This window comes from Photobacterium sp. S4TG1, from assembly GCF_036040035.1.
GTDB lineage: Bacteria > Pseudomonadota > Gammaproteobacteria > Enterobacterales > Vibrionaceae > Photobacterium.
In genome coordinates this window covers 149,898-168,408 of record NZ_JAYXUH010000001.1, presented here as the reverse complement: position 1 = coordinate 168,408, position 18,511 = coordinate 149,898, and the positions used below count along the sequence as shown (strand labels likewise).

At 36.8% G+C, this 18,511-nt stretch carries 19 protein-coding genes and 1 tRNA gene; 14 read left to right on the top strand and 6 right to left on the bottom strand.

Annotation, left to right across the window (positions count from 1 at the left end; all coding sequences use genetic code 11):
* Nucleotides 1-411 precede the first annotated feature (411 nt).
* The 4 genes from VXS03_RS00885 to VXS03_RS00870 all read left to right on the top strand — a co-directional run bounded on the left by VXS03_RS00885 (nt 412) and on the right by VXS03_RS00870 (nt 2,737).
* Complete coding sequence (locus VXS03_RS00885) at nt 412-1,251, top strand: TPR end-of-group domain-containing protein (protein WP_327761451.1); 840 nt, start codon at nt 412-414, stop codon at nt 1,249-1,251.
* 109 nt (nt 1,252-1,360) lie between these two features.
* Nucleotides 1,361-1,750 (top strand): hypothetical protein, encoded by a 390-nt coding sequence (locus VXS03_RS00880; RefSeq protein ID WP_327761450.1) that lies wholly within the window; start codon nt 1,361-1,363, stop codon nt 1,748-1,750.
* Between the two features lie 21 nt (nt 1,751-1,771).
* Nucleotides 1,772-2,566: a phosphorylase gene (locus tag VXS03_RS00875; RefSeq protein ID WP_327761449.1), complete on the top strand. Its 795-nt coding sequence runs from the start codon at nt 1,772-1,774 to the stop codon at nt 2,564-2,566.
* A gap of 80 nt (nt 2,567-2,646) precedes the next feature.
* A tRNA-Ser gene (locus tag VXS03_RS00870) sits at nt 2,647-2,737 on the top strand.
* Between the two features lie 638 nt (nt 2,738-3,375).
* Here VXS03_RS00870 and VXS03_RS00865 read toward each other — a convergent pair.
* A complete protein-coding gene (locus tag VXS03_RS00865; protein ID WP_327761448.1) occupies nt 3,376-3,774 on the bottom strand; it encodes a hypothetical protein in 399 nt (132 codons plus the stop codon).
* Between the two features lie 287 nt (nt 3,775-4,061).
* Here VXS03_RS00865 and VXS03_RS00860 point away from each other — a divergent pair, with 287 nt between their 5' ends.
* Nucleotides 4,062-4,343 carry a lipoprotein gene (locus VXS03_RS00860; protein WP_327761447.1) on the top strand — a complete coding sequence of 94 codons (282 nt, stop codon included), beginning with the start codon at nt 4,062-4,064 and terminating at the stop codon, nt 4,341-4,343.
* A gap of 124 nt (nt 4,344-4,467) precedes the next feature.
* A complete protein-coding gene (locus tag VXS03_RS00855; RefSeq protein WP_327761446.1) occupies nt 4,468-4,953 on the top strand; it encodes a carbohydrate-binding protein in 486 nt (161 codons plus the stop codon).
* 50 nt (nt 4,954-5,003) lie between these two features.
* On the opposite strand, the gene VXS03_RS00850 is transcribed toward VXS03_RS00855, so the two are convergent.
* A complete protein-coding gene (locus VXS03_RS00850; protein ID WP_327761445.1) occupies nt 5,004-6,314 on the bottom strand; it encodes a hemolysin family protein in 1,311 nt (436 codons plus the stop codon).
* Nucleotides 6,315-6,561: 247 nt separating this feature from the next.
* On the opposite strand from VXS03_RS00850, the gene VXS03_RS00845 reads away from it, so the two are divergent.
* The gene (locus tag VXS03_RS00845; protein WP_327761443.1) at nt 6,562-6,990 is read left to right on the top strand and encodes a lysozyme inhibitor LprI family protein; all 429 of its coding nucleotides are present in this window, start codon (nt 6,562-6,564) and stop codon (nt 6,988-6,990) included.
* 85 nt (nt 6,991-7,075) lie between these two features.
* Complete coding sequence (locus tag VXS03_RS00840) at nt 7,076-7,918, top strand: DMT family transporter (protein ID WP_327761442.1); 843 nt, start codon at nt 7,076-7,078, stop codon at nt 7,916-7,918.
* A 125-nt stretch (nt 7,919-8,043) separates the two neighbouring features.
* On the opposite strand, the gene VXS03_RS00835 is transcribed toward VXS03_RS00840, so the two are convergent.
* Together VXS03_RS00835 and VXS03_RS00830 are read right to left on the bottom strand one after the other, a co-directional pair.
* Complete coding sequence (locus tag VXS03_RS00835) at nt 8,044-8,427, bottom strand: AzlD domain-containing protein (RefSeq protein WP_327761441.1); 384 nt, start codon at nt 8,425-8,427, stop codon at nt 8,044-8,046.
* Nucleotides 8,428-8,444: 17 nt separating this feature from the next.
* Nucleotides 8,445-9,224: an AzlC family ABC transporter permease gene (locus VXS03_RS00830; protein WP_327761440.1), complete on the bottom strand. Its 780-nt coding sequence runs from the start codon at nt 9,222-9,224 to the stop codon at nt 8,445-8,447.
* A gap of 327 nt (nt 9,225-9,551) precedes the next feature.
* Between VXS03_RS00830 and VXS03_RS00825 the strand changes: the two genes are divergently transcribed.
* Together VXS03_RS00825 and VXS03_RS00820 are read left to right on the top strand one after the other, a co-directional pair.
* On the top strand, nt 9,552-9,932 hold the full coding sequence (locus tag VXS03_RS00825) for a RidA family protein (protein ID WP_327761439.1): 381 nt from the start codon (nt 9,552-9,554) through the stop codon (nt 9,930-9,932).
* A 50-nt stretch (nt 9,933-9,982) separates the two neighbouring features.
* Nucleotides 9,983-11,272: an L-cysteine desulfidase family protein gene (locus VXS03_RS00820; protein ID WP_327761438.1), complete on the top strand. Its 1,290-nt coding sequence runs from the start codon at nt 9,983-9,985 to the stop codon at nt 11,270-11,272.
* 73 nt (nt 11,273-11,345) lie between these two features.
* Here VXS03_RS00820 and VXS03_RS00815 read toward each other — a convergent pair whose 3' ends face one another.
* The gene (locus VXS03_RS00815) at nt 11,346-12,746 is read right to left on the bottom strand and encodes an APC family permease (protein WP_080156612.1); all 1,401 of its coding nucleotides are present in this window, start codon (nt 12,744-12,746) and stop codon (nt 11,346-11,348) included.
* A gap of 356 nt (nt 12,747-13,102) precedes the next feature.
* On the opposite strand from VXS03_RS00815, the gene VXS03_RS00810 reads away from it, so the two are divergent.
* The 4 genes from VXS03_RS00810 to VXS03_RS00795 are packed head-to-tail and all read left to right on the top strand — an operon-like array spanning nt 13,103 to nt 16,789.
* Nucleotides 13,103-13,759: a TetR/AcrR family transcriptional regulator gene (locus tag VXS03_RS00810; RefSeq protein WP_327761437.1), complete on the top strand. Its 657-nt coding sequence runs from the start codon at nt 13,103-13,105 to the stop codon at nt 13,757-13,759.
* A 42-nt stretch (nt 13,760-13,801) separates the two neighbouring features.
* The gene (locus tag VXS03_RS00805) at nt 13,802-14,764 is read left to right on the top strand and encodes an HlyD family secretion protein (RefSeq protein WP_327761436.1); all 963 of its coding nucleotides are present in this window, start codon (nt 13,802-13,804) and stop codon (nt 14,762-14,764) included.
* Entirely contained in the window at nt 14,757-15,683 is a 927-nt protein-coding gene (locus VXS03_RS00800; protein ID WP_327761434.1) for an ABC transporter ATP-binding protein, read from the top strand. Before VXS03_RS00805 ends, VXS03_RS00800 begins: the two co-directional genes overlap by 8 nt.
* Complete coding sequence (locus tag VXS03_RS00795; protein ID WP_327761432.1) at nt 15,680-16,789, top strand: ABC transporter permease; 1,110 nt, start codon at nt 15,680-15,682, stop codon at nt 16,787-16,789. The genes VXS03_RS00800 and VXS03_RS00795 overlap by 4 nt, the downstream gene beginning before the upstream one ends.
* Before the next feature lie 92 nt (nt 16,790-16,881).
* On the opposite strand, the gene VXS03_RS00790 is transcribed toward VXS03_RS00795, so the two are convergent.
* The gene (locus VXS03_RS00790) at nt 16,882-18,459 is read right to left on the bottom strand and encodes an alkaline phosphatase (protein ID WP_442957406.1); all 1,578 of its coding nucleotides are present in this window, start codon (nt 18,457-18,459) and stop codon (nt 16,882-16,884) included.
* Between the last annotated feature and the right edge of the window lie 52 nt (nt 18,460-18,511).

The following is an 18,511-nucleotide window of genomic DNA, read 5'->3' as shown; positions in this document are numbered from 1 at the left end:
TAAAGTCTCTAATGACGATGTTACATCATATGGATTAGTATGATAGCGCCTAAAAATGCGATTAATAAGCTAATGCTTACTGGAATTAGCCACAGTGATTTATCTGTTTTACTCTTCATATGCTCTCCTGTATATCCATATATGAGAGGTTAATTGAGGTCCTTAATAATCCTAGAACGAATTTTTTCTTTAATGGTAATTAATCATTAATCCTCGATACTTTTTTGCTAAAACGAGATTTTGCTGCTAATTTTTTAAAAAATATAATGTTTTTTCGTATTTTATTGATTTTAAATCTCAACATGACAATGAGAAAAACAAAAGATGTTATGTTTATTTATCATTTTATTGTAATACCCGTTTATTAGTGAAAGGTTGCCGTTTATGTTTAAAGTGCTGTTAGGAGTTGTAATGCTTTGTTTTATATTTCCAGTATCGGTTGTTCATGCCACTAATGGAGATGAAGCAAAACCTTATTCCGAACAGAGTATTTATGAAAAGCCAATGATTGAACGGTATGTACTTGATGAATTGAAGTCTCTTCGAATGGATCAGCAAGATCTTGAACGACGAATTACGCGAGATATAACGGATAGAGAACTATCTGTTGCTGATAAATCAATGAATTACGCGAATGTTACTGTCACTTACTTTTTCTATATTATTGCAGGTGTTGCTTCTCTCATCGCGCTTATTGGCTGGCAATCAATGCGTGAAATAAAAGAAAATACTAAACGTATGGCTGAAGTACAATTAAAAGATATTTCTGAAAGTTATGAACAAAAATTTAAAGCGTTAGAACGGGATTTAAAGCGTAAAACACGCATTATTAGTGAAAATAACCGTGAAATAGAAAAAATTAATGAAGTACATAATTTATGGCTTCGAGCGCAAAGCTCTCAAACACCAGAACAAAAATTAGAAATCTATGATGAGATACTAAAAGTTCGCCCTGGTGATTTAGAAGCATTAACTTATAAAGCTGATGCCACAATGGAAATGCGAGAGTTTCACTGGGCATTAAGTATGTGTAATCGAGTCTTAGAAGTCGATGATACAAACGCTCATGCTTTATATCAACGCGCTTGTGCCTATGCTTGTTTAGGTGTGGAAGAACAAGCCATATCAGACCTTGAACGAGCGATTAGAGACAGTACATCATTACGAGAATTAGCCGCTGATGAGGATGATTTTGAAAATTTACGAGGCAATGAACGTTTTGAGTTATTACTCATAAGTAGCGAAGATTAATAACGAATGGACATCGGTAATTACAACTCAACATTGCATTTTTAATGCTAGTAAAAACAAGTAAATAAGCATAATTTTATAAGTAGAATGGAATTTAAGGAAAATGAATATGACTAACTTCCAGTTTTATACTTATGAACTGCCTTGTTTTAACTGTCACGTACATCAGGCTAAAACTGATCTTGGTTGGTTAACACCAAGCATGAAGGCTGATATTGTTGATCAAATTGATGTAATGCTGAAGCAACGTAGTAGTGATTACAAACCCTATTTTACCGTACAGGTTATTTGTACAGCAGATGAAGCGAAAGATTACCTACTTTTAAATTATTATAACTATTCTGAACCTGAAATTAATCACGGCAAGATTAAATCAACTGTGATTGCTGATATTGATGATCAAATATCAGAGCACATGACAGCTGAAGGTGTCGTTGTTTTTAATCATGAAATAGAACTGCAAAATTGTGACGATTGTTTTGAAGAAAGCGACGCGTAATTTAAAAGTAGGAATAAGATAATGCTTTGGAATGCTTGTGAGGAAAAAACGAAAGTAGCGCTTGGTTGTGGTGATTTATTACCTTTAACGAGCGACGATATTATTTATCAGCAACAAGGGGTTAACTATATTGTTAATTTACTTACTGATAATATGAAAATTAAACATTCTCCTGCTGTTTCGGCACAAGATCCTTTTGTTGCACCATATACCCATTGTGATTATATAACGGATATGGATAAGGATTATGTGTGTTTATTAAATCGTTTTCCAATCGTAGTTCCTCACTTACTGGTTTGTGCCAAAGATTATATACCACAAACATCGGTGCTAACTTTAGCCGATTTTACGGCGTGGGTTAAAGGTATCACTCGTAGTGATGTGCTGGGTTTCTTTAATGCAGGGCATGATGCTGGCTCTAGCCAAATGCATCGTCACATGCAGCTTGTGAGAACAGCTATTCCTTTAGAATCTCAGATAGTAAATGGACTGTTGCCGTTTAAACATGTGGTTTTTAAATATACCGTTCTAAATCCTAACCAGCTCTATGAGGATTATTTGGTTGCAATGGAATCTCTACAGTTAAATACCACTAAGTTAGTGAATGGACTCGCTGAATGTCTACCTTATAATATTTTACTGACTGAACGTTGGATGTTGATTATTCCACGAGTTAAGAACCAAGTAGAAACCTTGTCGGGTCATGGCGTGAACTTTAGTGGTCGTTTTTTAGTCAGTTCTGAGCAACAATTAGCATGGCTAGAAAACTATGGCTTTATGCGATTTTTAACTGATTGTGGTTTTGAACAAAAATAACCGCATAATTGCCTGATATTTAAGCGGTTGCGCTATAAAGACTTTACAATTGATAAGGTTATTATTACTATAACGGCCATGGAGAGATGGCTGAGCGGTTGAAAGCACTGGTCTTGAAAACCAGCATACGTTTATAGCGTATCTAGGGTTCAAATCCCTATCTCTCCGCCACACATTAAAAGGCCGCTATTTATTAGCGGCTTTTTTTCGTTTGTATAAAAGCAGGTTCAAATCCTCTAATACCTAAGCAGCTCCGCCACATTCAAGAAAGCTATTAATGAAAATTAGCGATTTTTTTCGTTTACATAAAAGCAGGCTCAAATCCTCTAATACCCAAGCAGCTCCGCCACATTCAAGAAAACCGTTAATGAAAATTAGCGATTTTTTTCGTTTACATAAAAGCAGGTTCAAATCCTCTAATACCTAAGCAGCTCCGCCACATTCAAGAAAGCTATTAATGAAAATTAGCGATTTTTTTCGTTTGTATAAAAGCAGGTTCAAATCCTCTAATTTCCCAAGCACCTCCGCCACATTTAAAAACTATGTTTTATATATGGAATATCCAAACTAACCACACGTCATTCGCTACAGTGAGGTTACGAACGAGATAGGGAATCTACTATTAGTATGTCGTAGTGTTATTGTTTGGCTTGATATTTCAGCTGATTTTTTAATGATGTCTTTAATGCTTAAACGTGAGTGAATAGATTGTAGATGATTATCCGTGTCATCCTTTGTGATAATGATTACGATATAATAAAGCTGCTAGCAAGGCTAACAGCTTTATTGTTTAACGTTATAACGGGTGATTACTCACAAGCACTACAAGCACTACAAGCACTACAAGCACTACAAGCTTGCAATGCAATTTCATGCTCAAAAGTCACTTGACCTAGTGCCGTGGTACTTGCTGTGATTTCTTGTTCAATGTCTTTAAGATCATCAGCATCAATGCCGTTTGATGTTAATTCTTCTTCAGTGTAACCAAATGCGTTTAATAATAGATAGTCACGCGCTTCTTCTGGGCTACAAGTGATGATCACAGTTAGATCATCACCAAAAGCGGTATCACCCGTGATAATTGTTGTGATTTGCTGTTGAACACTATCGTGCATTGTTGGTGTTAACCACCCCAAATCAGCATCAGCAGTATTTTTACGACAATCAAAGCAAGGAAGGAGCTGAGAATAGCTCTGAAAATTGTTCATGGAAAGTATCCTGATCACGGTATTAATATTGCTTCGCAAGTTATGCTAATTTGCGTTTAATTACTAGCGTAAACGTGAAATATTTATTCCAGTATGAACCTTATTATTTAATCTAACTATAGCACCATTGAATATCATTAAGAGCGGATCTTAATGGTGTTAGGAAGATGGTTGTAGATTCAGTTGTTATAGTGTCTCTCTGTAGACTAAGATAACAGCATATAAAAAATAGCTTTTAGCATCATAGAGATAATATTGTTATTTATGGATGACGTAAGGGGTTAAGTATGAAGAAGATAATAATTGCAACAGCTATCGCGATTGCTGTGACAGGATGTGCGGGAACGCCATCAAATAGCTATACCGTAGAGAATGCAGCAGGTGTTTCATCTTGGGAACTATGCCGAAATATTGGCTATCATGAATTTTTTAATCGTACTCAAAAAGCACAGCAATTATTGCATTATGTCGTGAGTCGTGGTGATGTTGATCCACAAGCTTGCCAGGCTGCGGCAGCCGAAGGTAAGAAATATGCCGAAGATGAATACAGTAAAACAGGTGGTTATTAATCGTTTAGATACGCTTACTTACAATATTGTGTGTTAATTATTTATTGGCATCAGTTATAATTTATAAAATACATATGGTGATTATTTCACCGTATTTTTATTGTAAGTAGGGATCACTATTATTATGAAAAAAAGTGCATTGCTGGTTATGTGTGTATTAAGTGCATTATCACTGAGTACGCTTTCATTGGTCGCATACGCAAATGATCGTCCGACGATCTTACCGAGTGAGCGGCCAGGATTGCAGACATGGAATAAGGAATCTGTGTATAACAAAGGTGACAGCGTGCGCTATGTTGGACGATTGTGGGTTGCTAAATGGTGGACGCAAGGTGATCGTCCTCAGCGTAATAATGAATCAGGTCCATGGAAGTTAGTACGTTTTAATGGCAATGATAATAATTACGACGATGGCTATACGAAACCTAATAATTTTAAGGTGACGCGTTATCGTGAAGGTTTTAAATACAGTGCCGGTGATAGAGTACGTATGCCGAATGGTAATGTTTATCGTTGTCGTAACTGGCCTGCAACACCATGGTGTGAGTTAGCAGGATATGCTCCTGGCAAAACACAACACTGGCGTGATGCGTGGTCTAGAGTGAAATAAGACTATGGTATAGAGTATCTGCTGTGCAAGCAGATACTCATTGATAGTTGTTATTTTTGCGGCTGTGTTACTGGTGGACGTAGGTATACATTTACTGTTTCAATACGGTTGTGTTCAATTGCTAGAATTTCAAAGCGCCATTGTTGCCAATTAATTATGTCACCGTTTTTAGGTAATCCACCTTTAATCCACATTAACATGCCATTTAATGTTTGATAGCCATTTTGATCTTCATCGGGTAATTTTTTTAAATCTAATAAATCTTTTACAACGGTAATTGGAATTAACCCATCGAGATGCCAATTATTATCGGCTATTTTTCTTGACCATACGTCGGTAGAATCTTGCGAGCTAAATTTGCCAGTCAATGCTTCAAGTATATCTCGTGGTGTGACAATACCTTGAATATCACCGTACTCATCGACGACAAATGCAATTTCAGCACCAGAATCTTGAAACATATCAAGCAGATCTGTGCCGGTCCATGTTTCAGGTATAAAGAGCGGTTGAGTAACATAATCTATAATATTTTTAGGCGTATCTTTACTGTTATCAAGCTCAAATTGCAGTAATTGTTTGGCAGTGATGGTGCCTTTAATATCATCGATAGTATGACGACAGACGGGTAAACATGAGAAAGGACTAGCCAACAATTTTTGTTGATAGCTTTCTACTGTATGGTCAAGGTCAAGATAACTAATCGCGTTTCTAGGGGTCATCATGGATGAAATTTTACGATCATCAAAATGGAATACGTTACGTACCATTGTGTGTTCTTGCTGATGAATAATTCCCGTTTGAGAGCCTTCCGTAATAACAGCTTTGATATCTTCTTCCGTTAAATGCGTACTGTTAGTGGCACTTTTACTAAATATACGTAGGAATAATTCAGTTGAACCTGCTAATAAGACAACAAACGGGCGAGATAAACTAGATAATACAGCAATAGGACGTGCGACACGTAATGCTAATGGTTCTGCGTTAACTTGTGCATAACGTTTTGGTATTAATTCACCAATAACAATAGAGAAATAAGTGATAATAATAACAGCAATGATAGTTGCTGAAACTGATGCGGTATGAGGCTGAATACCAAAAGATGTTAGCCATGATGAAATAGGCCCAGCAAGAGCAGCTTCACCGATAACGCCATTTAGAATACCAATAATGGTAATACCAATCTGAATTGTTGATAAAAAAGTGGTTGGTTTATTCGCTAGTTTTAATGCTGTAATGGCTGAGGTGTTACCTTCATCTGCCAGTACCTGTAGACGATTTTTGCGTGAAGTAACAAGGGCTATTTCTGACATGGCAAACCAGCCATTTAAAATAACCAAAAAAATAAGAATTGCGATACTCATTAAAACTCCTAACAATAAAATAGGCGAATTTATGATGAGAATCGATAAATAAGTTCGCCAAATAGGGTGAATCGCCTATTAGGCCACTTCCATCATCATTATAACTCGCATGCGGAAATATAAAATCCACATTTCAGTTAAATAACTTATTAATTTTGCAAAAGTGTGGTGATTTAGTGTTATCAATCTTAATTAATATAAAGAGATAGCTTAAAAATAGACATATAAAAATCAAAAAAGAGAAAAGATGAACATGAAAAAATTATGGGTAATAAGTGTGCTAATGCTCTCTGGCTCGGCAATGGCGTCAACACAAACACTCAATTGTGATGAGGCGTATTCAACACTTGAAATCAACCAATGTGCGGAAGATAAATTAAATATTGCAGAGCAGCAGTTACAGGTTTATTTAGCGCAAAGTCTTTATCAAAATAGTACAGATAAAGCACTAATTGATGCGATTAATACAGCACAAAAGCAATGGTTATTGTATCGCAAGACAGAATGTAATGCAGTGTACACACAATGGCGACAAGGAACGATTCGCGGAATGATGACGTTATCTTGTCAATTAACATTAACTCAACAACGAGCATTGACATTATGGCATAACTATTTGCGCCTAATAGATGGTAGTGCTGCGCTGTTACCCAAGCCGATTGTTGATAGTAAATAAGAGATAAATTAACAAAGCGTTGTTATTTCTGGCTTCGTATTTGTAACAATATATCAATTGTGGCCCTTTTTATAAGATTAAATTTATGAAATATTACTTATCAATACAAATTACCGCGATTCTTTTTGGGCTATCAGCTGTAATCGGTGAACAACTTAATGTTAGTGTGATGACTATTGTTTTTGGTCGTAGTTTGTTAGCAGTGCTTACACTTATTATTCTATTAAAATTAGATCATCAATCATTTTTTCCTATTGCTACCAAAAGTGCCATTTTTAAACTTATTCTTAATGGTTCGCTACTTGCGATACATTGGTTTTGTTTTTTTATGGGGGTTAAAAAAGGAGGTGTTGCAGTTGGAACATTAGGATTTGCTTGTTTTCCTTTATTTATTATATTGATTGAATCATTGTTTATGGGGAAAAAGATTACTGCAGTTGATGTATTAATTTGTTTTCTTATCGCGATCGGTTTGATTATTATTACCCCCCATTTCTCTTTTGATATTAATAATCTTGGTTTAGTGTGGGGAATTTTAGCCGCGATTACGAATGCATTATTTATTATTTTTAATCGAAGTATTAGCCTTAAAATTCATCCATTACAATCGGCATTTGCTCAGTGCCTTGGTTGTCTTTTATTATCCTTACCTTTTGGCATGACTGGAATTTTCACGTTACAGCCTATCGATATGTTATTAATGGTAATTTTAGGGGTGTTTTCAACAGCAATTGCACAAACATTATTGGTATTTTCATTACAAGGGTTAAAAGCAAAAACAGTTTCAATGATCATCACTCTAGAGCCTGTTTATGCCATTGTGTTTGTATGGATTCTATTTGCTGAGAAACCAACAGTAACAACATTGTTTGGTATTTTATTTATTATTACTGCAGCAATATTTGCGTCACTAAAAAAATATCGATAATTGCCTATATGTGGGAAGGGGGCTTAGTTTTGTTAGTTTATTGGTTAAGCTTTTTTATTATTCAATAATATAAAAACCGAGCAGATGATGCTCGGTAAATCAGGTATGTGTTTAGATTTTATATATTAACAACATGTGAGGTGATGAAGAAATTGTACAATAGGATCAAGGTATGTTTGAAATAAAACTAATGAAATAAGACCACCAATAACAACCCAAATAAGGCCAAAACGTAAACTGATGATAGTACAAACAATTGCGGCTAATACTTTAGGATTTTCCAGATTAAAAGCAAAATTTGATCCTTTTCCTAAAATTTCAACGGCAATAATAGCAGGTAAAACAGTAACAGGAACGAAACGTAATGTTTTTTTAAAACGCTCTGACATTGTAAAACGTCCTGCCATACCAATGACAGCAAAACGAATGAGAAAGGTCGCTGCAATCATTGCAAGTGACAAATAAAGAACATAATCATTGTCTAAAACAATCTGAGGATGAGTATGCATGGTTATGATCCTTATTATTAGTTAACAGTAGTTGTTGGCGAAAGGGGACGTTGCTGTTCTTCTTCTAATTCTTTTAAAATTGTTTTCTTCGTTTCTGCTTTTATTTGTTTATCCATTCTTTCTGTTGAAAGATCCATTTTATAACCAGCATAAACACCAATAATAGCTGCAATAACAAGGCCTAATGAATAAGGCAAACCTGACAGTAAGATACCCGTTACGGTTGCTACAACAGCAGCTACAATACATTCACGGTTTTTAACTTGTGGTATAACAATCGCAATAAACGCCGCAACCATCGCAAAATCTAAACCGTAATCTGCTATATGTGGAAATGATGAGCCAATCATGGCACCACAGAAATCAGCGACAACCCAGTTGATCCAAAACCCAAACATTGCTGCTAGATAAAACCATTGACGACCGATTTTTTCTTGTTTCATCTCGCCAATAGTTGCGGCATAAACCTCATCTGTTAATCCATACGACATCAGTATTCGTGTTGGCATACTGTATTCTTTTACATATTCAGATAACGACGCGCTATAAAGGATGTGACGTAAATTAATAACAAAAGTAGTGATAAAGATAACAATAATTTCTGTTGATGATTGAATTAAACCAAGCGCGACCATTTGTGCCGATCCCGCAAAAACAGTCAACGACCATAGGGTACTTTGTAGCACTGACATACCAGCGTTAATGCTGATAGCCCCAACAATGAAGGAAAAAGGAAAGGCTCCCACACAGAGAGGGAAGATAGCTTTTAGCCCTGCTTGTATTAATTGTTTCTTCATTACTGGCCTACTTTTAATAATCGCTTATAAGTCAAAAATAATTGCAAAAAATGAGTTTTAGTGACTTTTTCATTATTTTGTTGGTGCAAATATATTTGATTATTTGTCCTTTTGCAAATGAAGGTATGAGATCTGTATGCCATATATTGTGGGTAAATTTGATCGAATAACAATAGCATTGTGAGTAAGCTTATAATTATCAGTGATTTGTAAGTGTTTTTTTGAATTTGGAATTTATGATTTCATTTAATTGTGCAAAAAAATTTGCATGATATTTATTTCAATGTTTAAAATAAAGTTGAATTTTAAACGATGAGAGATAAAAACATGTCAAAAGTAATTACGTCAAAAACAGCTCCTGATGCTATTGGTCCTTATTCTCACGGTAATGTATTTGGTAATTTAATCTTTACCTCTGGTCAGTTACCAGTATGTAAAGAGAAAGGTGGCATTGTTGATGGTGGTGTTGCTGAACAGTCATATCAGTCTCTAGCTAACTTACGTTCAGTGATTGAGGCTGGTGGTGGTGATATGGATACTGTTGTTAAAACAACCTGTTACTTAGCTAATATTAGTGACTTTGCCGCGTTTAATGAAGTTTATGCCCAGTTCTTTAAAACCGAATGTCCTGCTCGTAGTTGTTTTGCGGTGAAAGATTTACCAATGGGTGCATTGGTAGAGATAGAGGCAATTGCATACCGTAAATAATATATCGACAACAATAGCTAAAATAATTAGAAGTACTAAGGGTCACCAATATGAATGCACAGTGGAAGCAATATACAAAAATCATTAATACTGTAGTAAAGCCGGCATTTGGCTGTACTGAACCTATTTCTGCAGCGTATGCGTCAGCAGTTGTTGCACAATTACTGGGTCAAGACGTTGAAGAGTTAACGGTAAAGGTTTCAGACAACTTATTCAAGAACTCCATGGGTGTGTTTGTACCAGGTACGGGTAAAATTGGTTTACCTATTGCTTCTGCTGTTGGTGCTATTGGCGGTAACCCTGATGGTGGCCTTGAAGTTTTAGTTAATATTACGCCAAATGATGTAGAAAAAGCCCAGCAAATGATTGATGCAGGCAAAGTACACGTAGGTCGTAAAGACGTTGAAGAGTTTATTTATTGTTATGCAGAAGCAAAAGCTGGGCATAATATTGCAACAGTTGAAATTAGTGGCGGACACACACAAGTTATTAAGAAAACGCTAAATGGCGAGGTTGTATATGATACAACAGTTCTAAATGACTGTGAGCAACAACAAAAATCAACGGCATCTGTGTGTGATGACATTGATATTTCTATTGCTGGTATTTATAAGTTTGCCACTGAAGCTAATTTTGCAGATATTGAGTTTATTTTAAACGCGCGTGAATTAACGGTTGCTTTGTCTGATGAAGGTTTAAAAAATAAATACGGTCTACAGGTTGGACGTACTTATCAAAAGAACATCGATAATGGTGTATTAAGTGATGATTTAGCACATCGTGCCGTTATGCGTTCCGCTGCTGCCTCTGATGCTAGAATGGGAGGGGCGACATTACCTGCTATGAGTAATTATGGCAGTGGTAATCAAGGTATTTGTGCTTCTATGCCTGTAATTGTTTTTGCTGAACATTATAAATCAACGGATGAGCAGCTTGCGCGTGCACTTATTATGAGCCATTTAGGTGCGATTTATATGAAATCTTTTTATCCGCCATTATCACCATTTTGTGGCTGTGCCGTCACTAGTTCAGCCGCTTCAATGGCGATGACTTATCTTCAAGGTGGTTCATTTGAAAAGATTTGTTTTGCGATTCAAAATACACTGAGTGATACCGTAGGTATGTTCTGTGATGGCGCAAAGTCGACATGTGCAATGAAAGTAAAAAGTTCAACCAGCTCAGCAGCTTTAAGTTCATTAATGGCAATTGATAACCATGAGGCACATGGACAGGGAATTGTTGCTAACGATGTTGAGACGACTATTCGTAATATTGGACGTATGGTGACGGAAGGTATGAAAAATACTGATAAAACGATCATTAATATTATGTCTGTATAATTTGATAATTAAAGAAAAGCCGCAGCAAATTTAATGCTGCGGCTTTTTTCTAAGCTCGATATAACACTGCTATTTAAGTGTATTGTAATTGTTTTTTACGGTACATAATGGCGGCGATAGCGGGTAGGCTAAAGATAATAAAGCCAGAAATTAAGGCTATGGCTGCGGTATTTTTATCAATACTTGCTGGTACATCAAAAGAAACAAAAATAGTAATGAAACAGCTGATTAATCCAAGTGTTGACGCTATAACCATACCGATTTTGCCACCAGGAACGCGGAATGGTCGATCAATATGTTGATGCTTGCGGCGCGATGCTAAGAAACTGATGAAAATACAAATGTACATTACCATGTAAAGTTGCGTCATCAGAATGTTTAATAACCACATGCCTTGGTTGACGTTAGGAACTAATACAAATACTAGTGACAATAAGCTAACGATAGCACCTTGCAATAATAGTAATGGCACAGGGGCTTTATTACGGTTTTCTTTTGATAACCGTATTGGCATAAACTTATCTTTAGCTGCTACGTGTAAACTCTTTGTTGGTGCAATAATCCAATTGTTTAAACTCGCAAGGCTACCAAACACTATCGCAAGCGCAATCACAGGCAATAAGAATGGCAGATTCATGTCTTCAAAGAAGGTTTTAAATGCGAGAATGATGCCTTCACTTAAACTTGAATTATTATGAGAAACAACAGCAGCAATAGAGAGAGAACAAGCCGTAAGTGATAATAAAATCATCACTGTCGAAATGAGTAATGCTTTAGGGTAGGCTTTTTGTGGGTTTTTCACTTCATTGGCATAAGCGGTAGTAATTTCAATACCTGTTAGGGATAAAACAACAGCAGTAAAACTCGCGCCAATACCACTTTGTGAAAAATCAGGTAACCAGTCTGAAACATGGCGTAATGAAATATGCGATGCTTCTGGGTTGGTATATGTCCAATATCCACCTAATGCAATGATAAGTAAGATCGGAAAAATTAGACCAATCATACCAAAGACATTTGTAATCAGTGATGACAGACGTAGACCAAAAATATTGACTAAGGTTAGCGTCCAAAAGATAACGTTAATCATCACCAACATAAAAATATTATTTTCTGCTAGGTGTGGAAAAAATGGGTAGGTACCTGTCGCAACGATAAATGAGATCAGCGGTGGATAATAAACAATATTTTCAGCATATTGATACCACACAGTGACAAAACCAAAGTTATGTCCCAATGTCTCTTTACCCCAAAGGTAAACGCCACCTTGTTTAGGGTAAGTGGTACTCATTTCGGCACAAACTAATGCTGTTGGTACAAAAAAGCATAAACCAGCAAGGACGAAAAAAGAAATAGCATGGCTGCCTAAGAGTGCTGCTCCCGGTAAATTACGGATACTATCGACCGAGGTTATCGTAATCATGATTATCGAGAAAACGCTTAACTTTGCAACAGATTTTGCGATATCGCCCATTAAAGGCCCTCAGGTTAAGTCCGCAAAATGTGTTATAAAACAGCAAGCAATGCGGTATTCAAAAAGAAAAAGAGCAGCATTTTAGAGCCTATAGACCACATGGGTATATAGGCAAAAATGGTATGTTTATTATCAAAAATGGTAATAAGCATTCAGTATAGTGAATGATAACGGCTTTATGGTTTATTTTTATGAATTAAACCGGTGTGTGTTTCGTTAAAATAGAGTGCTCATGGCTGTTAGATACTCTTAAAATTAATTATTAATCAATTTGTACCTTTTTGAGTAATTATTTGTTTATAAAGCGAACAATATAGGTCGTATAATTAAACAAATGATTAATTATCGAGATGTGGATGAGCAACATAATAGAGAAGCGGCGTAGCGGACGTCCAATGATTGATCATAATGTTCGTCAGTTATTAATTAATAACGCACGTGAATTATTTTCAGTGATGGCTTACGACAAAGTATCAACACGTATGATCGCTCAAAAATCAGGCATAAATATAGCGATGATTCGTTATTATTTTAATTCTAAAGAAGGGTTGTTTGAAACGATGGTACGAGAAACCCTTGCCCCTATTCAAGTATTGATACAGCAATTATTGGTCGAAAAAAATACCAGCAGTTTATGTGAGTTGATGCGAACGTATTATCAAGTAATGACGGTTAACCCCAGTTTTCCACGATTGATTTTTCAATTAATGTATTTACCCAATACAAACAGTCAACGGCAATCGATGGAAAAAATATTTACTGAAATAACACAGCCATTACAACATCGAATTTTTGAACAGTTAGCGCAACAAAATATTATTCGCTCTGATTTAGATCCTCACCTATGCAAAATTTCTTTTATTAGTTTAATGGTTTTTCCTTTTATTGCACCGCCTTCGATATTGAATATTCAAGGTATTGAGACAAATGAAGCTTTTTTTATAAATTTACTTGAGCATAATTTAAAAGTTATTACAGGTGGATTGCTATTACCGCTAAAAGAATCACTGTAACGTAATTTTAATGGACATTATTTGATATCAATGGAGTGGGTCATGAAAGGTTTATTATCAAGCTATTGTCTTTTTATTCCATTTTTGCTTGTTATTTCTGGCTGTAATGATCATCGAGATGCATTGGCTTTAGGTTCTACTGAGCGTGATCAAGTTGCACTGACGGCAACGGCAAATGAAATTATTACCACACAACCTGTTATGGAGGGTCATGTTGTTAAAAAAGGAGAGGTTGTCGTTACATTACAATCTCAACAACAGCAAACGATACTCACTAAAGCGCAAGCACAACAACAGCAAGCACAAGCCTACTTGCAACGTTTAACAAATGGCTCTCGTCCAGAAGATATTGCAGCAGCTCAAGCACAAGTAGAACAATACCAAGCTAATTTTAAAGATAAAAATATTGATAACTTGCGTATTGGACAGCTATTTTTAAAGAAAATGGTGTCTACGGCGGAACGAGATAGCGCACAGACGCAACGAGATATTGCTCAAGCAGAGTTACAAGCAGCGACCAATGAATTAGATAAATTGCTGCATGGCGAGCGTATTGAAGATATAAAACAGGCACAAGCGGCATTGGTGATGGCGGCGGCAGAAGTCGAGCTTCAGCAACAAATTCTTCAAGATTATACTATTGTCGCAACCCGTAATGGGATTTTAGAACATTTACCTTACCATGTGGGTGATCGTGTCGCTAAAAATGCAACGGTTGCAATCATCACTACACATACTGTTCCTTATGCACGTATTTATGTTCCAGAACCCTATCGAGTCAATATAGCTGCGGGAAAACAATTAACTATTCATGTTGATGGAATCAAGACTTCTTATCAAGGTACTGTACGTTGGATTGCAACAATTCCATCTTTTACACCTTACTACACATTAAATGGCAGTGATAAAGCACGATTAGTCTATTTAGCAGAGGTTGATTTTCCTGATAGTGGTCGTGAATTACCTGCGGGCGTTCCAGTACAAGTGGAGATGCCTCATGAGTGAACAGGTTATTGTGGCAACCAATCTCAGCCGTAATTTTGGTGATTTTGTTGCCGTTGATAAACTTAATTTAACGGTATCCAAAGGAGCTATTTATGGTTTTTTAGGCCCTAATGGTTGCGGTAAATCTACTACATTAAGAATGTTAACTGGACTATTAACACCAACGACAGGCTCTGTAAATGTACTTGGGCTCGATATTCCACGCCAAGCAGAACAACTACGTTTACGCATTGGGTATATGACACAAAAATTTTCGCTATATCAAGATTTAACTATTCAAGAAAACCTTGAATTTATGGGGCAGATTTTTGGTATACCCAAAACACAGCGTAAAAAGCGTATTCAACAACAATTAATGACATACGGACTCGATCAACGAGCAACACAGCGAGCAGGCGAGCTAAGTGGTGGCCAGCGACAACGGCTTTCTTTAGCTGCGGCAACAATACATAGCCCCGATCTACTCTTGCTCGATGAGCCAACATCGGCGGTTGATCCTGAAAATCGACGTGAATTTTGGGAGCAATTGTTTGATCTATCTGATCAAGGTACCACTATTTTGGTTACCACCCATTACATGGATGAAGCTGAGCGTTGCCATGGTTTAGCTATTATGGATGCGGGAATTGTACGTGCTAATGGATCTCCTCATGCATTGATGGCTGCAATGGCGGTGACGGTTGTTGAAATAGAAGCGCAGCAATTACGGCAACTTAAAACGCAAATTATGCAACTTCCTCAAGTACGATCTGCGGCACAATTGGGTATTCGTTTACGCGTATTGGTCGCAGATGAAATTAATGATCCTATTGGTTGGTTACAAGTACAAATACCGACATTAGCAAGCGCGGTTATGACAATAAGTCGACCAAGCCTTGAAGATGTTTTTGTAACCTGTACCGGAGAGGGGCGACAATGATCACTCGATTGTGGTTAAGTCTGCGGCGGATCAACGCCATTATCGGTAAAGAGTTGCGGCAACTGAGCCGGGATCGTATTACTTTTGGTATGATCGTGATGATCCCGTTAATTCAATTGTTATTATTTGGTTATGCTATCAATACCAATGTTAGAAATGTTCCAACTGCAATCGTCGATCAAAGTCATTCAGCAACAGGGCGTATGTTGGTAGAATCTATTAAAGCGACACAAGTTGTTGATGTAATCGCAAGTTACGCGACACCGCAACAAGGCCAACAAGCGATTATGGATGGTAAAGTGAAAGCGGTATTGGTACTTCCCTCTGATTTTCAGCGTCGAATAGACCAGCAGCAAGTGATTGGACAATGGTTAGTGGATGGTTCTGATGCATTAATTAGTTCAACTATTCTACAGCTACAAAAAATGCCATTAACAGAAGTTATTCCACAACGAAAAGTACAGCCAAATAATTTTGAAGTGGCGTTATATTTTAATCCTGAGCGTCGGTCTGCAATTAATATTATTCCTGGATTACTTGGAATTATATTAACCATGACAATGATCCTATTTACTTCTGTAACGATTGTAAGAGAGCGTGAGCAAGGTAATTTAGAGTTATTGATCACGACACCAATTCAACCATTAGAGCTCATGCTTGCGAAAATAACACCGTATATTTTTATAGGTATTATTCAATCAATCATTATTTTAGGATTAGGATATATCATTTTTGATGTGCCAATTAATGGTTCAATAATACAAATTTTTCTGGGTACATTACTCTTTATTTTGGCGAGTTTAACGCTCGGATTAGTAATATCAACCAAAGCAACAACGCAGTTACAAGCAATGCAAATGACAATATTTATATTATTGCCTTCTATTTTGCTGTCAGGATTTATGTTTCCGTATGAAGGTATGCCTGTTGTTGCTCAATGGATTGCGGAGGTATTACCGACGACACACTTTATTCGTATTATTCGCGGTATTGTGTTGCGAGGGGCTGATTTGGTTGATCTGTGGCGAGATACATTATGGTTAGTCATATTTACTATTATTGGATTAATCATTGCGTCAATTAGGTTTAAGAAAACGTTAGATTAGTGATTCTATTTATTGAACAAATACAGGTTATATTGCCAATAAGCCCTCAATGACAATGAGTATAATCAAAGTCATTGAGGGGGTTAAATAAGTTACTTAACTTGGTTTTTAATGAACTCACCTAATTGTGAGTGATGCATAATTTTAGACACAGGTAAAATGGTTGCGGCAGGTCCCCATGCAAAGACATTAACGGGAGTATGGGTGTGAGTACCTGTTCCCCAGACGATATTTTGTTGGGTTGCTTGAGCACGAGCAATCAGATTAGCGCGATCGTTATAAGGAAAGAAAGCATCAAAATCGTGAATAGCAGGAATATCTGTTGCGGATAAATAACTGTGATCATCTTTGTGATAAGGGTTGATTTTATCAGTCAATATTGCTTTAGCTTGAGCTTCTGTTATTGGAAACTCGCTATTGTTATTAATAATCGAAGCTAAGTTTTGCGGTGTTTGTTGATCTTTGTTGAGTGTATTTAATGTTGCTAACATATTGGCATAACTCATTTTTTGTTTATAAAGATCATCGAGTACGGTAAATGCACCAAAATTAAAGTTAGGAGCATAATCTTGTTGTTTAAATGCTTCACCACTGCGTTTTTGTGGCTTTGGTAATTGGTAACCAGAGTAACTAAAGCCAAATGAGCCTGTTTCGTGATCTGCGGTAACAATAATTAAGGTGTCATCACGGCCTTGTGCCCATTGGTAGACTGATTCAACGGCTTGATCAAATTTAATCATTTCATGCAGCATAGTACCGGCATCATTACTATGCCCAGCCCAATCAATTTGACCGCCTTCAACCATTAAGAAAAAGCCATCTTTGTCTTTTGATAAAATATCCAGTGCCTTATCTGTCATTTCTTTTAATGTCGGTTGCGTACGTTGAGGATCATTGACGGTGGCACTGTTTTGAATACCGTCATTCATTCCTGAACTTGCAAATAAACCTAATAATTTATCTGTTTTAGATTGCAGTAACATCTCTTTATTAAAAGCTAAAGCGTAGCCTTGTTGCTGAGCTTCTAAAAGTAAATTACGGTCATCTTTACGTTTTGACTTTAGAGAAAGACCAGTAGCTGATAGCGAAGGTAACTGTTTTGATATTGCACTTGCAGCGTCTGCTGATTGTGGTAACCAATTACGTAATCCACCCGATAGCATCACATCAACGTTTGCAGATAATAAGTCTGAAGCGATTTCATTTTCCAGTGAGCGATGGGGCTGGTGGGCAGCAAAAGCAGCTGGGGTTGCATGAGTGATACGGGTGTCTGAAACTAATCCCGTCGCTTTACCCATACGCTTTGCTTTTTCTAATACTGTCTCAACACTATTACCATCAGCATCGATACCGATAACCTCTGATCCTGTCATAACGCCGGTGGCTAACATGGTTGCTGAACATGCTGAATCGACAACAATGGCATCATTAGGGTGGGTGAGTGATGCGCCAATAACACCTTGTTGGGCGAGTTTATACAAGGCTGTCTTTTGACCGTTATAAATAGAATGCGGAGCAAGGTCGGCATAGCTTTCTAATAAACCTACCTGTTGAGGACCCATACCGTCACCAATCATTAGAATAATATTCTTAATTTCGGTTGCCTGTACTGGTGATACGAGCGCTGCTGAAATAACGATAGTGGTAAGAGATTTAATTAATGTAGTCACGTTTAACCCTTGTTATGCAAGTAATTTTCCGTAATTACAACAGGGTTTGATG